The following is a 17348-nucleotide window of genomic DNA, read 5'->3' on the forward strand; positions in this document are numbered from 1 at the left end:
AGTACCGTTGAGTCCCGGAGCCGCACCCGGCTCCGGGGCTCTTCGGATGTCGTAACGCTCTCCACCCGGTGAGGGAAATTCCGTGCAGTTCCGCCAACAGGCCCTCGCCAAGCTCCAGTCGCCGGAGGAGCTCGACCTTCCGGTGCGCCTCGCCCGCCCGCAGGGCTGGCTCGTACTGTCCGTGACCGTGGTCGCGATGGCTGCCGCGTCCGTGTGGGCGGTGACCGGCTCGGTGACCTCCACGGTGAGCGCGCCCGCCGTCCTCACGCACGGCGAGGGCAGCTACATCCTGCAGAGCCCGGTCGCGGGCCAGGTCACCGAGATCCTCGCCGAGGAAGGCGCACGGCTCCCCGCGAACTCCCCCGTCCTGAAGGTCCGTACGAACGAGGGCGAGACCGTCGTCCGCACCATCGCCGCCGGCCGCCTCACCGCGCTCGCCGCCACCATCGGCCAGATCATCGCCACCGGCGCGAACGTCGCCGCCGTCGAGAAGGTCGCCGACGCGGACGACCCGCTGTACGCCACGGTGTACGTCCCCGCCGAGAACGCCGGCTCCATCCCAGCGAACGCGGCCGTGGACCTGACCGTGCAGACGGTCCCGACCCAGGAGTACGGCGTCCTGCGCGGCCATGTGAAGTCCGTGGACCGCGCCCCGCAGTCGCCGCAGGAGATCGCCGCGTTCCTCGGCGACAGCCAGCTCGGCGAGCAGTTCACCAAGGACGGCCGCCCGGTCGCCGTGCTCGTCCGACTGGACAAGTCGTCCGGCACCGAGAGCGGCTACAAGTGGTCGTCGGCGGACGGACCGCCGTACCCCCTCACCTCCATGACGATGGCCACGGGCTCGATCCGGCTGGCCGATCAGCGTCCCGTCGATTGGCTGCTGCCGTGACCACCGCCGCACCGGAAACCCGCGGCCGCCGCCGGGCCGCCCCGCCCAAGCGCACCGTCCCCAAGGGCCGCCGCAAGACCGTCCGCACCCCCACCGTCCTCCAGATGGAGGCCGTCGAGTGCGGCGCCGCCTCCTTGGCGATGGTGCTCGGCCACTACGGCAAGCACGTCCCGCTGGAGGAGCTGCGCATCGCCTGCGGTGTCTCCCGCGACGGCTCGCGCGCCAGCAATCTGCTGAAGGCGGCGCGCAGTTACGGCCTGACCGCCAAGGGCATGCAGATGGACCTGGCCGCCCTCGCCGAGGTGAAGGCGCCGGCCGTCCTGTTCTGGGAGTTCAACCACTACGTCGTCTACGACGGCATGGGCCGCCGCTTCGGCCGCCGGGGCGTGTTCATCAACGACCCCGGCAAGGGCCGGCGTTTCGTACCGATGGAGGACTTCGACGGCAGTTTCACCGGCGTCGTCCTCACCATGGAGCCGGGCGACGACTTCACGCGCGGCGGGCGCAAGCCGGGAGTCTGGGGCGCGATGCCCGCCCGGCTGCGCGGCACCGCGGGCACGATGCCCGCCGCCGTGCTGGCGAGCCTGCTGCTGGTCGTGGTCGGCGCGGCCGTACCCGCGCTCAGCCGGACCTACATCGACATGTTCCTGATCGGCGGGCAGACCTCGCTGCTGGACGTGCTGTTCGCGTCCATGGGCGCGTGCGTGCTGCTCACGCTGGTGCTGACCTGGCTGCAACAGGCCAACCTGCACCACGGCCGCATCATCTCCTCGACCCTGTCCAGCGCCCGTTTCCTGCGGCACCTGCTGCGGCTGCCGGTCACCTTCTTCTCCCAGCGCAGCCCGGCAGACCTGGTGCAGCGCCTGCAGTCGAACGACGCGGTGGCCGAGACGCTGGCCCGCGACCTGGCGGCGGCGGGCGTGGACGCGGTGGTCGTGGTGCTGTACGCCGTACTCCTCTATACCTACGACCCGCAACTCACCTTCGTCGGCATCGGTGTGGCGTTGCTGAACGTCGTCGCGATGCGGGTCGTGATCCGGCTGCGCGCGACCCGCACGGCGAAGCTGCGCGCGGACAACGCCCGGCTCACCAACACGGCGTACACCGGCCTGCAGCTGATCGAGACGATGAAGGCGACCGGCGGCGAGGACGGCTACTTCCGCAAGTGGGCCGGACAGCACGCCACCACCCTGGAGGAACAGCAGCGGCTCGGCGTGCCGAGCGCCTGGCTGGGCGTGGTCGCGCCGACGCTGGCCACGCTCAACAGCGCGCTGATCCTGTGGATCGGCGGCATGCGGGCGATCGAGGGCGCCATCTCTGTCGGCCTGCTGGTCGCCTTCCAGGCGCTGGTCACGCGTTTCACCGCCCCGCTGACCCGGCTCAACGGCGTCGCGGGCCGCATCCAGGACTTCGCGGCCGACGTGGCCCGGCTGAAGGACGTGGAGAACTTCCGCACGGATCCGCTGTACGACCGCGCGGGCGGCGACTCCACGCGCAGGCTGCACGGCCATGTCGAGCTGGAGAACATCACCTTCGGCTACAGCCCCCTCGACAAGCCGCTGCTCACCGGCTTCGATCTGACCGTCGGACCGGGTCAGCAGGTCGCGCTCGTCGGCGGCTCGGGCAGCGGGAAGTCGACCGTGTCCCGGCTGATCTCGGGCCTGTACACGCCCTGGGAGGGCGTGATCCGCATCGACGGGCAGCGCCTTGAGGACATCCCGCGTGGCGCGCTCGCGGCCTCCGTCTCCTTCGTCGACCAGGACGTGTTCCTGTTCGAGGGCTCGGTGCGGGACAACGTGGCGCTGTGGGACCCGTCCATCCCGGACGAGGCGGTGGTCGAGGCGCTGAAGGACGCCGCGCTGCACGACGTGGTGATGCGCCGCCCCGGCGGCATCCACAGCCGGGTCGAGCAGGACGGCCGCAACTTCTCCGGCGGGCAGCGCCAACGCCTGGAGATCGCCCGGGCGTTGGTGCGCCGGCCCAGCATTCTGGTGCTGGACGAGGTGACCAGCGCCCTCGACGCCGAGACCGAGCAGGCCGTCATGGACAATCTGCGCCGGCGTGGCTGCGCCTGCGTGGTGATCGCACACCGGCTCAGCACCGTGCGGGACAGCGACGAGATCGTCGTACTCCAGCACGGCACGATCGTGGAACGCGGCCGGCACGACGAGCTGGTGGCGAGCGGCGGCGCGTACGCGGCGCTGGTCAGGGAGCGGTGAGATGAGAGCCGTGCACGGCGACGACTACGTCCTCGGCGCCCTCGGCTCGGTGGGCACGCCCATCGACTGCGCCGGGTTCAGCCGTCTGGACCTGGAAGGGCCGCAGGTGCTGTGGCTGGTCGCGGCGGGCGCCCTGGACCTGTTCGCGGTGGACGCCGCCCAGCAGGGCCACTGGCACCACCTCGGTCGGCTGGAGGCGGGCTCGCTGCTGCTCGGCCCGGTCGCGGGCCCGCAGCACACGCTGATCGCCCGCCCGGTCCGGGACTGCGTGGTGCACCGCATCGGGCTGCGCGAGCTGTACCAGCCGGCGCAGACGCAGACCTGGTCGTACGACGAGTACGGCAACCCGCAGTACGTCCCGCCCACCACGAGCCCGCTGGAGTACGCCCTCGCGCTCGGTGTCGGCCGTGGCCTGTCGATCCTCTTCCAGGCACCGACGGCCGGTGAGCGGGCCGCCGAGATGACCGACGACGACGTGTTCTGGATGCAGGTGCCGCCCGGCAGCGTCCAGTACGGCTCGCTGTACGGCGCGGAGGCGGCCGCCGACCTGCTGATGGACCCGGCCCTGTGGCAGACCATGGTCGACCAGCAGTACCGGCTGCTGACCACGCTGGACCGCTGGATCGAACAGCTGGAGCGGACCCACGAGACCCGTACGGCCGCCGGTATCAAGGCCGGTGAGCAGGTGCGCGCGCAGGCCGACCGGACGCTGCTCGCGGCGATCGGCAAGCCGTCGGCCAAGCGCACCACCGCCGCCGACGCGGACGCCACGTACGCCGCGTGCAAGCTGGTCGCCGCCGCGGCCGGGATCCCGCTGGCCGACCCCGGGCACGGCGGCACCGAGAGCGACCGTCTCGACCCGGTCGAACGCATCGCCCTCGCCTCGCGCGTCCGTACCCGCGCGGTACGGCTTGACGGCAGCTGGTGGCATGACAACGTGGGCCCGCTGGTGGGTCAGCGGGCCCTGTCGGGGGCGCCGGTCGCGCTGCTGTGGCGGCGCGGCGGCTATGTGGCGGTGCATCCGGCGACCGGACGTGAGACGCCGATCGAGAAGGCCAACGCGCCGGAGTTCGAGCCGCGCGCGGTGATGTTCTACCGGCCGCTGCCCGAACGCCCGCTGGGTCCGCTCGGGCTGCTGCGGTTCTGCATGCGGGGCACGCGCGGGGACGTGACCGGGCTCCTGCTCAGCGGGCTGGTGACGGTGGCGATCGGCGCGCTGGTGCCCATCGCGACCGGCAAGGTGCTGGGCGAGTTCGTGCCGAAGGCCCAGGCGGGGCTGATCGCGCAGGTCTGTCTGGCGGTGATGGTCAGCAGTGTCGTCGCGGCGGCCTTCATGCTGCTGCAGAACATGACGATCCTGCGCCTGGAGGGTCGTATCGAGGCGACGCTCCAACCGGCGGTGTGGGACCGGCTGCTCAGGCTCCCGACGAAGTTCTTCACCGGCCGCTCCACGGGTGAGCTGGCCAGTGCGGCCATGGGCATCAGCGCGATCCGCCGCCTGCTCGCGGGAGTCGGGCCCACGGTCGCCCAGTCGCTCACCGTCGGAGCGATGAGCCTCGGGCTACTGCTCTGGTACAGCGTTCCGATGACGCTGGCCGCGGTGGGCATGCTCGTCGTGATCGCCGCCGTCTTCCTGGGCCTCGGGCTGTGGCAGGTGCGCTGGCAGCGCCGCCTGACCGTGCTCACCAACAAGCTCAACAACCAGGCCTTCCAGACCCTGCGCGGCCTGCCCAAGCTGCGGGTCGCGGCGGCCGAGAACTACGCCTACGCCGCGTGGGCGCGGGAGTTCGCGCGCAGCCGTGAGCTCCAGCAGCGCCTGGGCCGGATCAAGAACCTCACCACCGTGCTCGGCGCGATCTATCTGCCGCTGTGCTCGCTGCTGATGTTCATGCTGCTCGCGGGCCCGGCGCGGGGCTCGATGTCCGCCGCCGACTTCCTCGCCTTCAACACCTCGGTGACGATGCTGCTCACGTCGGTCACGCAGATCACGGGCGCGTTCGTGTCGCTGGTGGCCGCGCTGCCGCTGTACGAGCAGATCAAGCCGGTGCTGCAGGCGACGCCGGAGGTGCGTACGGCCAGCACCCGGCCGGGCCCGCTCACGGGGGCCGTGGAGGCGCGGCGGCTGTCCTTCCGCTACTCCGACGACGGCCCCCTCGTCCTGGACGACGTGTCGTTCGAGGTGCGGCCCGGCGAGTTCGTGGCGGTCGTCGGGCCGTCCGGCTGCGGCAAGTCGACGCTGCTGCGCCTGCTGATCGGCTTCGACAAGCCGGGCTCCGGGAGTGTCCTCTACGACGGTCAGGACCTGGCCGCCCTCGATCAGTCGGCCGTACGGCGGCAGTGCGGGGTGGTGCTCCAGCACGCCCAGCCGTTCACCGGCTCGATCCTGGACGTCATCTGCGGCACCGAGCCGTACACGCCGGAGGAGGCGATGGCGGCGGCCGAGATGGCGGGGCTCGCCGAGGACATCAAGCGGATGCCGATGGGCCTGCACACCATCGTCGCGGGCAACGGGGCGATCTCCGGCGGCCAGCGGCAGCGGCTGATGATCGCCCAGGCGCTGATCCGCCGGCCGCGCATCCTCTTCTTCGACGAGGCGACCAGCGCCCTCGACAACGAGACGCAGCGCAAGGTCATCGAGAGCACCAAGGCCCTCAACGCCACCCGCATCGTCATCGCGCACCGCCTGTCGACGGTGCTGGACGCCGACCGCGTCATCGTGATGGAGGACGGCAAGGTCGCCCAGCAGGGTCCACCGGCGCAGCTGCTCGCGGACACGGGCGGCAGGCTGCACGAGCTGGTGCGGCGGCAGTTGACGTAGTACGACCGCCTCGCCGGAAGCGTTCCCGGGGCCGCCGCCTTGGCACAGGCCCGGGCCGAGGGCGGCTTCACTGCCACTCATGAGGCGTTCCGGAACGGGAAGGCACCCGGATGCTGATCGAGGTGCGGCGGTCATCGCGGGCATGCAAGCTATTCTCGGCTTCGGCTCGGTCAGCACCGACCTCATGGCCAGAAGGGCACGAGCGCATGAGCCCCGCGAGGACCGCACCCACCGATGAGGACGCCCAAGGCGGCTTTGATCATCAGATGCCGCCGCGGCGGATGCCGCCGCTACCCGGCACGCTGATCCAGACCGGCACCGACTCCTACCGGCTGAGGGCCACCGAGAACGAGTACCGGTCCGCCGGGCGATCGTGATGGCGGGCGGCAAGGAGGAGGAAGGACCGAAGCGGCCGCCCCGCCCCGACTGGTTGCGGCGTCTGGATGCCGAGGTGGGCCGGGTCGATGAGCAGCTGCGCGCACTGGCCGCCGCCAAGGACCGGATTCAGGGCCTGCTGGACGCAGTGGTGGCCATCACTCGGGAGTCGGAGTTGCCCGGGGTGCTGCACCGCATCGTGGCCACCGCCATGGACTTGGTCGGCGCCCGCTACGGGGCACTGGGAGTTCTTGACGAGTCCGGCGAGCGCCTGGCGCAGTTCATCGCCGTCGGCCTGTCCGAGCAGGAACGCGCGGCCCTGGCCGAGGTGGGGTTTCCTCGCGGTCTGGGCGTGCTCGGACACCTGATCCGCCACCCCGATCCCTTGCGGATCGACGCCATCTCCTCCCACCCGTCCTCGGTCGGGTTCCCACCCGGCCACCCATGCCTGCGCACCCTGCTGGGCGTCGCCGTCAGCGTCCGCGGCGAAATCTACGGCGACCTCTACCTCTCCCAGCGACGCGACGGACGGCCCTTCGGCATCCAGGACGAGCGCATCGTCGTCGCCCTGGCCAGCGCCGCCGGCATCGCGATCGAGAACGTCCGCCTCCTCGAACAGGTTCGTGCCGCATCGGAACATTTCCAGCGGCGTTTGCTGCCGACGTTGCCCGACATGCGGCCCTTCGACGCCGCCGCCATCTACCGGCCCGCCGCCGAACCCCACCACGTGGGCGGCGACTGGTACGACGCCATCCTGCTTCCGGACGGCGCGGTGGCGGTCGTCATCGGCGACGTGGTCGGCCACGATCTGCATGCCGCCGCCGCCATGGCCTCCACCCGTCACATGCTGCGCGCTTTGCTGTTCGCCCTGCGTACTCCGCCCAGCGCGGTCCTCGCCCAGCTCGATCGCACCCTTGAAGCCATCACCGACAACCCCGTCACCACCACCAGCCTGGCGCGCATCGAACCCGTGGGGGCTGCCTGGCGGCTGCACTGGAGCACCGCGGGCCACGTCCCACCTTTGCTGATCACTCCTGGGGGCCGGGCGGAATACCTGGTCGCGGAGCCCGGACTACCACTGAACGTCGACAGCGGGCAGCCCCGCCTCGACCACACCCACCCCCTGCCCCCGGACGCCACCGTGGTCTTCTTCACCGACGGCCTTGTCGAACACCCCGACCACTCCATCGACGAGAGCCTGAACGAACTCGCCGAACTCGCCACCCTGCACGCGGCCCTGCCCCTGCAGGACTTCGTGCAGACCCTGGCCGACCACCATCCCAGCGACGGGCACGACGACATGGCCATCCTCGCCCTGCGCACCCCACGCTGAAGCCGCACAGGCCCACAGCGACGCGGCGAAAGGACAGATGAGCGGTGGTGTGGTGGATCCGGCGGGGCCAGCGGACGATGGACGACGGGGCAAGGCCGAGGGGAAGACTTCCCGATGACTGATGCGAGCCGCGACAAGCTCCTGCGCGGTGGCGTGACAGCCCTGCAGATCGGTGCCGTCGCCGCGCTGTATTACGCCTCGGCCAAGCTGGGACTGCTCCAGCAGCTCGTGCGCGGCCAGGTCACGCCGCTGTGGCCCCCGACCGGCATCGCACTGGCCGGCCTGCTCCTGGTCGGCCTGCGGGTCTGGCCCGGGATCGCACTCGGTGCCTTCCTGGTCAACATCTCACTCGGGCCATCGATCACCGCCGTGCTCGCGATCACGACAGGCAACACCCTCGCGCCCCTGTGCTCCTACGCGCTCCTTCGCCGCACCGGGTTCCACCCCCGGATGAACCGCTTCCGGGACGCGCTCGCGCTGGTCTTCCTCGGCGCGTTCACCGGCATGCTCATCAGCGCGACAGTGGGCACCAGCACCCTGCGCCTCGCTCATGCTCTGCCCGCCGGTGGGTTCTGGCCCACATGGTGGGTCTGGTGGACCGGCGACGCGATGGGCGTTCTGCTGGTGGCGCCGGTGCTGCTCGTACTCCGCTCGGCGCGCCGGCCGAAGGACACACCACCATCCCGCTGGGGGGAGGCATCGCTGCTTGTGGCGGCCACCATCGGCGTCGGTTTTCTCCAAACCGCCCCCGCCCCGCTGATCTTCCTCGCCTTCCCACTGCTGACCTGGGCGGCCTTCCGCTTCCAGCGCGCCGGAGCCGCGCCCTGCGCGCTGGCCGTATCCACCTTTGCGATCCTCGCCGCCACCCGAGGGACAGGCCCGTTCGCCGGTCACACCCTGCTCACCAAGATGATCTCACTGCAGGCATTCAACGGCGCCGCCGCGCTCACCGCGCTGCTGCTCGCCGCAGCCATCACCGAGCGAAACCAGACCCAGGCAGAAATCGAGCGGGCCTGTAGGCGACTCTCCGAGATGGTGGCGAGAACCGCACGGGCACTCGGCGGCCCGCCGGCGGGTCCCGACGCCCAGGGCGACGGGGAGGAGAACGGCGGGCAGACCCGGCCGCCGTGATCAATGCCCGTCAAGGGATGCTCAGCCATGCGGCGGGCACCTGCCCCCGTGGTGCGCACATCTGCGTCGCCAGCGCCCGCAGCGCCGCCGCGAAGACCGGTGGATTCCGCAGGAACTCCATGTGGATGCCGGGGAACTCCACCCAGGACACGCCGATCCTGTGGGCGATCTCGATCGACGGCCGCGCGTAGTACGCGCCCCGGTCGGCCGCGCCCGCGCCCAGCACGATGGGGAAGGGGGCCGCCTTCAGCGCGGCCTCGTCCGGACGGAAGCCGGCGAAGCCGGGCCACTCCGCGCCGAAGAGGTGGTCCTGGTTTCCGAGGAACCGCTTCCACAGGTCGTCCGGCCAGCGGTACGTCCCCTCCCCGCGCGTCGTCTCCGCGAACCGGCGTCCCGCCGCCGGGCCGCCGCCCTGCGCGTACAGCGCGGCCATGTCCTGGAAGAAGCCCCGGTCCGGGTCACCGTCGGGCAGGACGTTCACCGCCGGCGGCTCGTGCGCGATGAGGCCGGACAGTGCCTCGGGGTGCCGTGCGGCCAGCGTGAGGCCGATGATCGCGCCGCCGCTGTTGCCGAAGACCACCGCCCGGCCGCCCGCCAGGCCGTCGATGAGCGCGCGGGCGTCCGCCGCCTGCCGGGTGAGCCGCATCGGCTCGGTGGAGCGGCCGGTGCTGCGGGAGTTGCCGCGCCGGTCGTAGGTGATCACGGTGAAGGCGTCGGCGAGTTCCTCGGCGACCTCCGAGTAGTACCCGGCGTCTCCCCCGGCGCCGCTGATCATCAGCAGCGCAGGTCCGCTCCCCCGCACCTCGTGGTACAGCCCCGCTCCATCGACCTCGAAGACGCCTGTGCGCATGCGTGCACTCCCCTCGTCCGGACTTCCTCATCCGACGAAACGTAGGTTCCCCTGCCCGGAAGATCCGGACGGCGACGGTGGCTCCTCCGGCATGTTGGCGCACTCGGGGCGGCGCACGGGGGTGAAGACAGTTGGAGCGGGTCGTCATCGGGTACCCGCCCGTCCATGCGAATCAGCGTGGTGGATGTGGGGTCGAACACGGTCCGGCTGGTGGTCGCGGACGCGGAGGGCGGAGTGCCGCTGCCGGTGCACACCGCCAAGTGGCGCCTGCGACTCGCCGAGTGTGTCAAGCCCGGGGAGGCGATCCCCGCAGAGGCCGTCGAACGGCTGGTCGAAGCGGTCGCCGAGGCGAGCCGTACGGCGACGCGGTGGGGTGCGGCGGGTCCGCTGGCCTTCGCCACGGCCATCGTTCGCGCCGCCCCGAACCGGCTGGAGGTGCTGCGCACCGTGCGGGCCGGGACCGGGGTGGAACTGTGCACCCTGCCCGGCGAGGTGGAGGCCGAGCTTTCGTTCCTCGGCGCGCGGCGCTGGATGGGGTGGCGGTCGGGGCCGCTGGCGCTGCTGGACATCGGTGGCGGCTCGCTCGAAGTGGCCTTCGGGCGGGGGCGGTTGCCGGACTTCGTGGCCTCGCTGCCGCTCGGCGCGGGACGACTGACCCATGAGTTCTTCGCGGAGCATGATCCCCCGTCGCCGGAGCAGCTACGGGCGCTGCGCCGCAAGGTCCGGCACCAGTTGCGCGACGTCGGCGCGCGCATCCGCTGGGAGGGGCCGCGCTCGGCGGTGGTCACCTCGCGGACCTTCCAGCAGTTGGGCCGGCTGTGCGGTGCCGCGCCGGGGAGGTACGGACCGTTCGCGGAGCGGCGGTTGCGGCGCGCCGACCTGAAGGCGGCGACGATCCGGCTGGCCGCGCTGCCTGCCACCGAGCGGGCGCTGCTCCCCGGCATCTCCGCGCCGCGGGCCCGGCAGAGCCTGGCCGGGGCGGTGATCGGGCACACGGCGATGAAGGTGACCGGGCTGAAGACGGTCACCGTGTGCCCGTGGGCGATCCGCGAGGGCGTCCTGCTGCGGCACATCGAGGAGGGCGCTGCCTGGTGGGCGGAGGTCTGCCGGCTCAGCGAGGATGCCGCACCGCCGGACCCGGTACCGCTGCGGATCGCGTCCGCCACGTCCTGATCCCCGGCCTCCGCATGTCAGACGGCCTTCAGATGTCAGACGGCCTTCCAGAAGGGAGCCACCGTGACCAAGCACAGCGAGAACGGCAAGCACCCCGAGGAGCACGCCGAGACGGCCCGCGAGCAGGTCCTGCGCGAGATCCGCGACGCCGAGCCGCGCAAGGCGGAGTCCCCTGATGACCGCCGGCACCAGGGCGAGGCCGGGGACGCGATCACGCCCGACACGGACGCGCAGGAGGAGTCCTCGGGGGACTGACGATGGTGTAGCCGATGTCGGCGGGGGCGCCGGAGATCTCGCTGATGACGTGGTGGGCGCCGTCCTCGTTGCCGGTGACGGCCACCCCGGCGACCCGGTTGTAGGGGACGGGCCTGCCCTGGTCGTCGACCTCGGACCAAAGCAGCTTGTCGTGGACGCCCGGCCAGGCGTCGCCCTCGCGCACCGGCTCGCTCGTCACTCCCGGCGCGATGTCCAGGTCGACGGCGCGCAGCACCTCGACCTCCACACCGTCCCTCTCCAGCCGCGGTGCCAGTCGGGCGGGAGCCCCGGTGTCACCCGGGTACTCGATCCGGCATGACGCACGACGACCACGACCACCGGGACCCACGGCTGCCGTCCGCCCGCGGCCCGCTCTCCGCAGCGGTCATCGGCTACCTCCGGGGTACGGGCCCGCCGCCCGGCGACCAGCAGATCGCGAGCGCGTCCGCGTACGGCGACGACCTCCAGCTGGCCCTCTATCTCTGTTACGAGCTCCACTACCGGGGCTTCGAGGGCGTGCCCGAGGACCGCGAATGGGACCCCGACCTGCTGCGCGGCCGCGCCGCGCTGGAGGACCGCTTCCTGACCGCGCTGCGCGCCGGCACCCCGGTCCATGACAGCGTCGAGGAGGCTCTCGCCGAGATCCTCGTCGAACCGGTCGACGGCACCGGCGTCACCCACTTCCTGCACGACAGGGGCGAGCTGTGGCAGCTGCGCGAGTACGCCGCCCAGCGATCCCTGTACCACCTCAAGGAGGCGGACCCGCACGCCTGGGTGCTGCCCCGGCTGTGGGGCAGGGCGAAGGCGGGGATGGCGGCGGTGGAGTTCGACGAGTTCGGCGGCGGCCGCCCCGACCGCGTGCACGCGCGGCTGTTCGCCGACCTGATGACGGACCTGGGCCTGGACACGACGTACGGGCACTACCTCGACGCGGCCTGCGCGGAGGCCCTCACCACGGTGAACCTCATGTCCCTGTTCGGCCTGCACCGTTCCCTGCGGGGCGCCCTGGTGGGCCACTTCGCCGCCGTGGAGGTCACGTCGTCGCCGGGTTCCCGGCGGCTCGCGGAGGCCATGCGCCGGACCGGGGCCGGACCGGCCGCCGAGCACTTCTACGACGAGCACGTGGAGGCCGACGCCGTGCACGAGCAGGTCGTCCGGCACGACGTCATCGGAGGTCTGCTGGCGGAGGAGCCTCGGCTGGCCCGCGACATCGCCTTCGGAATCGACGCGACCGGCCATGTAGAGGATCGCCTCGCCGAGCGCCTGCTCACCGACTGGCGGTCGGGGAAGTCGTCACTACGCACCCCGCTCCCGTCCGAAACATCCCATAATTCCTGAATGCCGGGGTACCTGAGCGCTGTGAGTCCTCTGGTGCCCCCCGGCGTCTACACGCCCCAGGAAGACACCGCCCTGCTGGCCGAGGCCCTCTCCGAGGAGCTGCTGCCACCGGGGGCGGACGTGCTCGACGTGGGCACCGGCACCGGTGCGCTGGCGCTGCTCGCGGCGCGCCGCGGGATGCGGGTCACGGCCGTGGACGTGTCCTGGCGGGCGGTGGGCGCGGCCCGGATCAACGCCTGGCTGTCCGGCGTGACGGTGCGCATCCGGCACGGGAACCTCTTCGACCCCGTGCGCGGGCAGACGTTCGACCTGATTCTGGCCAACCCGCCGTACGTGCCGACGCCGGACGGGGGCTCGCGGCCGCGCGGTACGGCCCGGGCGTGGGACGCGGGCCGCGACGGCCGGCTGGTCCTGGACCGGATCTGCCGGGAGGCGCCCGCCCTGCTGCGCCCGGGCGGGGTCCTGCTGGTCGTCCACTCGGCCCTCAGCGGACCCGAGCGGACTGTGGGGTTGCTGCGCGCGGCGGGCCTGAAGTCGAGCGTGATCAGTCGCCGCCGGATCGCCTTCGGGCCCGTACTGCGGGAGCGGCAGGGCTGGCTGCGGGAGCGGGGGCTGCTGTCCGCCGCCGAGGACAAGGAAGAGCTGGTGGTCGTCCGTGCCGAACTCCCCGTCTGACACTCCCCGCCGGATCACCGTCCAGCGCCGCGGCCCCCTTCTGGTGGAGGGCCCGGTGGAAGTGGAGCTGGAGGACGGTACGACCGTCACCTCCGACCGCTTCCGGGTCGCTCTGTGCACCTGCCGACGCAGCCGCCGCTACCCCTGGTGCGACACCAGCCACCGGGAACGGGCGCAACGGCCCGACGAGTGATCCCAGGGGTCGGCGGGCGGCCCCACTCCGCCCGGCCGACCCCTGGGGCGAGACCACAGGGTCCCCGTGACGACGGCCCGCACTCCCCAACTGCGGGTCGCTCGCGGCATTCACGGGAACCACGCGATCCCGGTCTCTCAGAACGCGAAGACGCTCGTCCCGTACGAGTTCTTCACGCACTCGTTGGCAAAGGTGCGCTCATAGGAGACGTACTGGCCCTGCCAGACCCCGTCGACCCGGACGACCACGGGGTCGTACTCCCGGGTGCACCACACGCCGGGCCGGCTCTCCAGGGCGTCGATGTTCCCGCCCACACCGCGCAGTTCGGCACAGGCCGTGGCGGCGTTCGGGTGCGTCCCGGACGGCGTCGGGGCGCAGCTCAGCGTCACCGCGCGCTCAGGGGTGGCGGCGGCGGAGCTCTCGCCGTGGGCCGTGGTCAGCACCAGGGCCGACGGGGCGTACAGGGAGGCCGGGTTGGCGGCTGGGGCGGCGTGCGCGGCTCCGGTCAGGGGTCCGCAGACGGCGACGGCCGTGAGGCCGAGGGTCGCTGCCCAGCGCGCGGGGTTCCGCATTGTGTGCATCCTTCCGCTCGATTGCATGGGTTGCCGGACGGGGCTTTTGGTCGGTGCCCGACCGGCGACCGCGAGTCTGCCGAGTCCGCCGCCGAAACTCACCTCCACCCCACGGGTTTCAGTAACCTTGCGTGTTGAAGCAGTGGCGTGAAGTCACGGAATTCGAACGTTACAACCGCCTCAAGTCGCGGCTCTTGATCACCCCGCATGGCCGAATGGCTGGATTTACGCGGTTCTTTAATCGGCCTGAAACATTCCGGATGCGCTCTGGGCGTAGTCCGCTTTGACCCCTTGTGTTCTTGTGTGCAGCGGCGTAATTGTCATTACATGATTACGACAGAGCAGCAACAGAAACTGCGCGGCTGGTTCGCCGGCCGGCTGCCCGACGACCTCTTCGAGGAACTGACCGAGGTGACGGTCGACCGCGAGGAGATCACCGTGATCGGGCGTATCCCCGAACCCCGGCTGGCGGAGGACGCCTCGGCGGGCGAGCGGGAGGCGGCCGTCCAGGGCCGGATCGAGGAGTTCCGGGAGCGCACCCGGGAGGACCGGATCGCGGTGGCCCGCGAGGCCGAGCACCGGTTCCGCCGGAAGGTGTCCTGGGGCGTGGAGTGCGGCGGGCAGCGGGCGCTGTTCACGCATGTCGCGGCGCCGGTCATGACCCGGCTGCGGCAGCCGGAACGCCAGGTCCTGGACACACTGATCGCCGGTGGCGTCGCCCGCAGTCGCAGCGACGCGCTCGCCTGGTGCGTGCGTCTGGTCCAGCGCCACACCGACGACTGGCTGACCGAGTTGCGGGACTCCCTCGAACACGTCCAGCGCGTACGGGCGCAGGGGCCCGACGCCGAGTCCCCGCAGGAGACCGCCCAGGACGGAGAGTGATCGACGACGGTGGTCGAATCGTCCATGACCGACGCGAAAGATGGATGAACCGTCCTCTGGTCCGGTCCGGCACCGACGCCGTACCGTCGGCGGACCCCCAGCGGACGGCATCCGCCCACGTCGCACACCCCGCGACACCGACGGCCGCCCGCCCTCCCCCACTGCCGCCACCCCGCGCGCCCGCCGTCCCGTCGCGCCACCCCGCGCTCCATCGCCGCACCGCCACGCTGGAGCCCTCTTGTCCCCGCAGTCAGCACAGCCACCGCAGTCCCCGAAGTCTGCGCAGTCACTGAATTCTCAGCAGACACCACCGTCGGACTCGCCTCCCGCCACTCCCCCGCCCCTCACGGAAGTCGAGACCCACGGCGTCGACCGCATCCCCGACGCCGAGCGCACCGCGACCCCGTTCGACCTGTTCCGGCTCGCCTTCGGCGGCGCGAACACCTTCTCGACCTGCGTCCTCGGCGCGTTCCCGATCCTGTTCGGCCTGTCCTTCTGGCAGGGCCTCGCGGCCACAGTCCTCGGGGTCGTCGCGGGCGCGCTGATCCTGTGCCCGATGGCGGTGTTCGGGCCGGTCAACGGCACCAACAACGCCGTCTCCTCCTCCGCCCACCTCGGCGTGCACGGCCGTGTGGTCGGCTCGTTCCTGTCGCTGCTGACGGCGGTCGCGTTCTTCTCCATATCGGTGTGGTCCTCCGGCGACGCCCTGATCGGCGGCGCGCACCGGCTGTTCGGCCTGGAGCGCTCCGACGTGTCGTTCGGCGTGGCGTACGCGCTGTTCGCCGGGCTGGTCCTCGCGGTGTGCGTGTACGGCTTCCGGTTCATGCTGTTCGTCAACAAGGTCGCGGTGACCTCGGCGAGCGCCCTGTTCCTGCTCGGCGCGATCGCCTTCGCCGGTGACTTCGACCCTTCGTATACGGGCGTGTTCACGGATTCGGCCGACCCTCGGACCCAGTCGCTGTTCTGGCCGTCGTTCATCGGCGCGGCCCTGATCGTCCTGTCGAACCCGGTGTCGTTCGGCGCGTTCCTCGGCGACTGGTCGCGCTACATCCCGGCGAGCACCCCGCGCCGCAAGGTGATCGGCGCGGCGTTCCTGTCGCAGCTCGCGACGCTGCTGCCGTTCGTCTTCGGCCTGGCCACCGCCAGCATCATCGCCACCAAGGCGCCGGACTACGTCGATCCGGCCGCCCCCGACTTCGTGGGCGGCCTGCTGGCGATCTCGCCGTCGTGGTTCTTCCTGCCGGTGTGTCTGCTGGCGCTGATCGGCGGCCTGTCGACGGGCACGACGGCGCTGTACGGCACCGGGCTGGACTTCTCGTCGGTGTTCCCGCGACTGTCGCGGGTGCAGGCCACGGTGCTGATCGGCGCGGTGTCGATCGCGTTCATCTTCGTCGGCCGGTTCGGCCTCGACCTGGTGCGGTCCATCTCCACCTTCGCCACGATGATCATCACCTGCACGACACCATGGATGGTCGTGATGATCCTCGGCTACTGCACCCGGCGCGGCTGGTACGACCCGGAGGCGCTCCAGGTCTTCAACCGCCGCCAGCGGGGCGGCCGTTACTGGTTTGCGCACGGCTGGAACTGGCGTGGCATGACCGCCTGGTGGGTCTCGGCGGTCATCGGTGTGCTGTTCACCAACATCCCCGGGCAGTTCGTGGGCCCGCTGGGCGACCTGGCGAACGGCGTCGACATCAGCCTGCCCCTGTCGCTGGCCGTGGCCGCCGTGCTGTTCCTGACACTGCTGCGGCTGTTCCCGGAGCCGCGAGCCGTGTACGGGCCGCAGGGTGCGCGGCTGGCCCGGACCGTGGACGTGCCGGTGCCGCCCATCACCGGGCCGGGGGCATTGTCAGTGCCTTCGACTACGTTGCGAGCATGACCAACTTTGTATTGGTGGCGGGCACATGGCTCGGCGCATGGGCGTGGGACGAGGTGGCGGCCGAACTGCGCTCGGCCGGGCACGGTGTCCATGCCACGACGCTGACCGGCCTCGCCGAGAAGCAGGGTGTTCCCGCCGGGCAGCAGACCCACGTCCAGGACATCGTCGGCGAGGTCGAGCGCCTCGATCTGCGGGACGTCGTCCTGGTCGGGCACAGTTACGCGGGCATACCGGTCGGGCAGGCCGCCGTCCGGATCGGTGACCGGCTGAGGCGCGTGGTTCTGATGGATGCCAATGTCGCCGTCGACGGGGAGTCGTTCCTGTCGGGCTGGCCGAGCGACCAGGTGCGGGCGGCGATCGAGGAGAACGACGGCTTCTGGCCCCCGCTGACCGCCGGCGACTACGCGGACCAGGGTTTGACGGACGAGCAGATCACCCGCATCGTCGACGGCTGCACCCCACACCCCGGCGGCACATTGACCGAACCGGCGGTCATGGCCCGTCCACTGAGCGAGGTGCCCGGCACCTACGTCAAGTGCCTCCTCGACGGGGACGAACCATGGGGTGCAGCGGCCGAGTTGCTCAAGAGTGAGCGCTGGGCGTTGGTGAACATGGACACCGGCCACTGGCCGATGTTCTCCCAGCCGCGCGAACTGGCCGCGATTCTGCACCAGTCGGTCGCGAGGGAGTGAGGCCGCACCGCTGGACGGACCTGCCCTTGATCGCCAGTATCGTCGGGACGACGCGGCTCGACGGCGAGAGGCGG

At 71.5% G+C, this 17348-nt stretch carries 16 protein-coding genes and 1 pseudogene; 14 read left to right on the forward strand and 3 right to left on the reverse strand.

Annotated elements, in window-relative coordinates; all coding sequences use genetic code 11:
• The first annotated feature begins 82 nt into the window (after positions 1-82).
• The 6 genes from I2W78_RS02115 to I2W78_RS02140 all read left to right on the forward strand — a co-directional run bounded on the left by I2W78_RS02115 (position 83) and on the right by I2W78_RS02140 (position 8765).
• Entirely contained in the window at positions 83-889 is an 807-nt protein-coding gene (locus I2W78_RS02115) for an HlyD family efflux transporter periplasmic adaptor subunit (protein WP_196456402.1), read from the forward strand.
• Positions 886-3108, forward strand: coding sequence for an NHLP family bacteriocin export ABC transporter peptidase/permease/ATPase subunit (locus I2W78_RS02120; RefSeq protein ID WP_196456404.1), 2223 nt, complete (start codon positions 886-888; stop codon positions 3106-3108). Before I2W78_RS02115 ends, I2W78_RS02120 begins: the two co-directional genes overlap by 4 nt.
• A gap of 1 nt (position 3109) precedes the next feature.
• Positions 3110-5926, forward strand: a complete 2817-nt coding sequence (locus tag I2W78_RS02125) for an NHLP bacteriocin export ABC transporter permease/ATPase subunit (RefSeq protein WP_196456406.1) — start codon at positions 3110-3112, stop codon at positions 5924-5926.
• A gap of 206 nt (positions 5927-6132) precedes the next feature.
• On the forward strand, positions 6133-6303 hold the full coding sequence (locus I2W78_RS02130; RefSeq protein ID WP_196456408.1) for a hypothetical protein: 171 nt from the start codon (positions 6133-6135) through the stop codon (positions 6301-6303).
• Positions 6303-7634: a PP2C family protein-serine/threonine phosphatase gene (locus I2W78_RS02135; RefSeq protein WP_196456410.1), complete on the forward strand. Its 1332-nt coding sequence runs from the start codon at positions 6303-6305 to the stop codon at positions 7632-7634. Before I2W78_RS02130 ends, I2W78_RS02135 begins: the two co-directional genes overlap by 1 nt.
• Positions 7635-7748: 114 nt before the next feature.
• Positions 7749-8765 (forward strand): MASE1 domain-containing protein, encoded by a 1017-nt coding sequence (locus I2W78_RS02140; protein ID WP_196456412.1) that lies wholly within the window; start codon positions 7749-7751, stop codon positions 8763-8765.
• 10 nt (positions 8766-8775) lie between these two features.
• Here I2W78_RS02140 and I2W78_RS02145 read toward each other — a convergent pair whose 3' ends face one another.
• Positions 8776-9615 carry an alpha/beta fold hydrolase gene (locus tag I2W78_RS02145; protein ID WP_196456414.1) on the reverse strand — a complete coding sequence of 280 codons (840 nt, stop codon included), beginning with the start codon at positions 9613-9615 and terminating at the stop codon, positions 8776-8778.
• A 165-nt stretch (positions 9616-9780) separates the two neighbouring features.
• Between I2W78_RS02145 and I2W78_RS02150 the strand changes: the two genes are divergently transcribed.
• Positions 9781-10788 (forward strand): Ppx/GppA phosphatase family protein, encoded by a 1008-nt coding sequence (locus tag I2W78_RS02150; protein WP_196456415.1) that lies wholly within the window; start codon positions 9781-9783, stop codon positions 10786-10788.
• A gap of 63 nt (positions 10789-10851) precedes the next feature.
• Positions 10852-11043 (forward strand): hypothetical protein, encoded by a 192-nt coding sequence (locus tag I2W78_RS02155; RefSeq protein WP_196456416.1) that lies wholly within the window; start codon positions 10852-10854, stop codon positions 11041-11043.
• Position 11044: 1 nt separating this feature from the next.
• Here the strand turns inward: I2W78_RS02155 and I2W78_RS02160 are convergent.
• Positions 11045-11353, reverse strand: a pseudogene (locus I2W78_RS02160) (flavodoxin family protein); the annotation flags it as partial.
• A 5-nt stretch (positions 11354-11358) separates the two neighbouring features.
• Between I2W78_RS02160 and I2W78_RS02165 the strand changes: the two are divergent.
• Genes I2W78_RS02165 through I2W78_RS02175 form a run of 3 tightly spaced genes read left to right on the forward strand, consistent with a single transcriptional unit; the run spans position 11359 to position 13249 of the window.
• Positions 11359-12381, forward strand: a complete 1023-nt coding sequence (locus tag I2W78_RS02165; protein ID WP_196456417.1) for an iron-containing redox enzyme family protein — start codon at positions 11359-11361, stop codon at positions 12379-12381.
• Positions 12382-13056 (forward strand): HemK2/MTQ2 family protein methyltransferase, encoded by a 675-nt coding sequence (locus tag I2W78_RS02170; protein WP_196456418.1) that lies wholly within the window; start codon positions 12382-12384, stop codon positions 13054-13056.
• Positions 13037-13249, forward strand: a complete 213-nt coding sequence (locus I2W78_RS02175; RefSeq protein WP_196456419.1) for a CDGSH iron-sulfur domain-containing protein — start codon at positions 13037-13039, stop codon at positions 13247-13249. Before I2W78_RS02170 ends, I2W78_RS02175 begins: the two co-directional genes overlap by 20 nt.
• Before the next feature lie 137 nt (positions 13250-13386).
• Here the strand turns inward: I2W78_RS02175 and I2W78_RS02180 are convergent, their stop codons facing one another.
• A complete protein-coding gene (locus I2W78_RS02180; protein WP_196456421.1) occupies positions 13387-13821 on the reverse strand; it encodes a subtilase-type protease inhibitor in 435 nt (144 codons plus the stop codon).
• Between the two features lie 327 nt (positions 13822-14148).
• Here I2W78_RS02180 and I2W78_RS02185 point away from each other — a divergent pair, with 327 nt between their 5' ends.
• The 3 genes from I2W78_RS02185 to I2W78_RS02195 all read left to right on the forward strand — a co-directional run bounded on the left by I2W78_RS02185 (position 14149) and on the right by I2W78_RS02195 (position 17274).
• Entirely contained in the window at positions 14149-14703 is a 555-nt protein-coding gene (locus tag I2W78_RS02185; RefSeq protein ID WP_196456423.1) for a hypothetical protein, read from the forward strand.
• A 289-nt stretch (positions 14704-14992) separates the two neighbouring features.
• Positions 14993-16582 carry a purine-cytosine permease family protein gene (locus tag I2W78_RS02190; protein ID WP_196464370.1) on the forward strand — a complete coding sequence of 530 codons (1590 nt, stop codon included), beginning with the start codon at positions 14993-14995 and terminating at the stop codon, positions 16580-16582.
• A complete protein-coding gene (locus I2W78_RS02195) occupies positions 16579-17274 on the forward strand; it encodes an alpha/beta fold hydrolase (protein ID WP_196456425.1) in 696 nt (231 codons plus the stop codon). Before I2W78_RS02190 ends, I2W78_RS02195 begins: the two co-directional genes overlap by 4 nt.
• Positions 17275-17348: the final 74 nt, after the last annotated feature.

This window comes from Streptomyces spinoverrucosus (assembly GCF_015712165.1).
GTDB classification, from domain to species: domain Bacteria; phylum Actinomycetota; class Actinomycetes; order Streptomycetales; family Streptomycetaceae; genus Streptomyces; species Streptomyces spinoverrucosus_A.

Excerpts from the sequence above, each read along its gene's own strand:
- I2W78_RS02150 (WP_196456415.1), top strand. The coding sequence starts at position 9,781 with ATGCGAATCAGCGTGGTGGATGTGGGGTCGAACACGGTCCGGCTGGTG.
- I2W78_RS02145 (WP_196456414.1), bottom strand. The coding sequence starts at position 9,615 with ATGCGCACAGGCGTCTTCGAGGTCGATGGAGCGGGGCTGTACCACGAG.
- I2W78_RS02135 (WP_196456410.1), top strand. The coding sequence starts at position 6,303 with ATGGCGGGCGGCAAGGAGGAGGAAGGACCGAAGCGGCCGCCCCGCCCC.
- I2W78_RS02185 (WP_196456423.1), top strand. The coding sequence starts at position 14,149 with ATGATTACGACAGAGCAGCAACAGAAACTGCGCGGCTGGTTCGCCGGC.
- I2W78_RS02130 (WP_196456408.1), top strand. The coding sequence starts at position 6,133 with ATGAGCCCCGCGAGGACCGCACCCACCGATGAGGACGCCCAAGGCGGC.
- I2W78_RS02125 (WP_196456406.1), top strand. The coding sequence starts at position 3,110 with ATGAGAGCCGTGCACGGCGACGACTACGTCCTCGGCGCCCTCGGCTCG.
- I2W78_RS02170 (WP_196456418.1), top strand. The coding sequence starts at position 12,382 with ATGCCGGGGTACCTGAGCGCTGTGAGTCCTCTGGTGCCCCCCGGCGTC.
- I2W78_RS02195 (WP_196456425.1), top strand. The coding sequence starts at position 16,579 with ATGACCAACTTTGTATTGGTGGCGGGCACATGGCTCGGCGCATGGGCG.
- I2W78_RS02180 (WP_196456421.1), bottom strand. The coding sequence starts at position 13,821 with ATGCGGAACCCCGCGCGCTGGGCAGCGACCCTCGGCCTCACGGCCGTC.
- I2W78_RS02165 (WP_196456417.1), top strand. The coding sequence starts at position 11,359 with ATGACGCACGACGACCACGACCACCGGGACCCACGGCTGCCGTCCGCC.
- I2W78_RS02140 (WP_196456412.1), top strand. The coding sequence starts at position 7,749 with ATGACTGATGCGAGCCGCGACAAGCTCCTGCGCGGTGGCGTGACAGCC.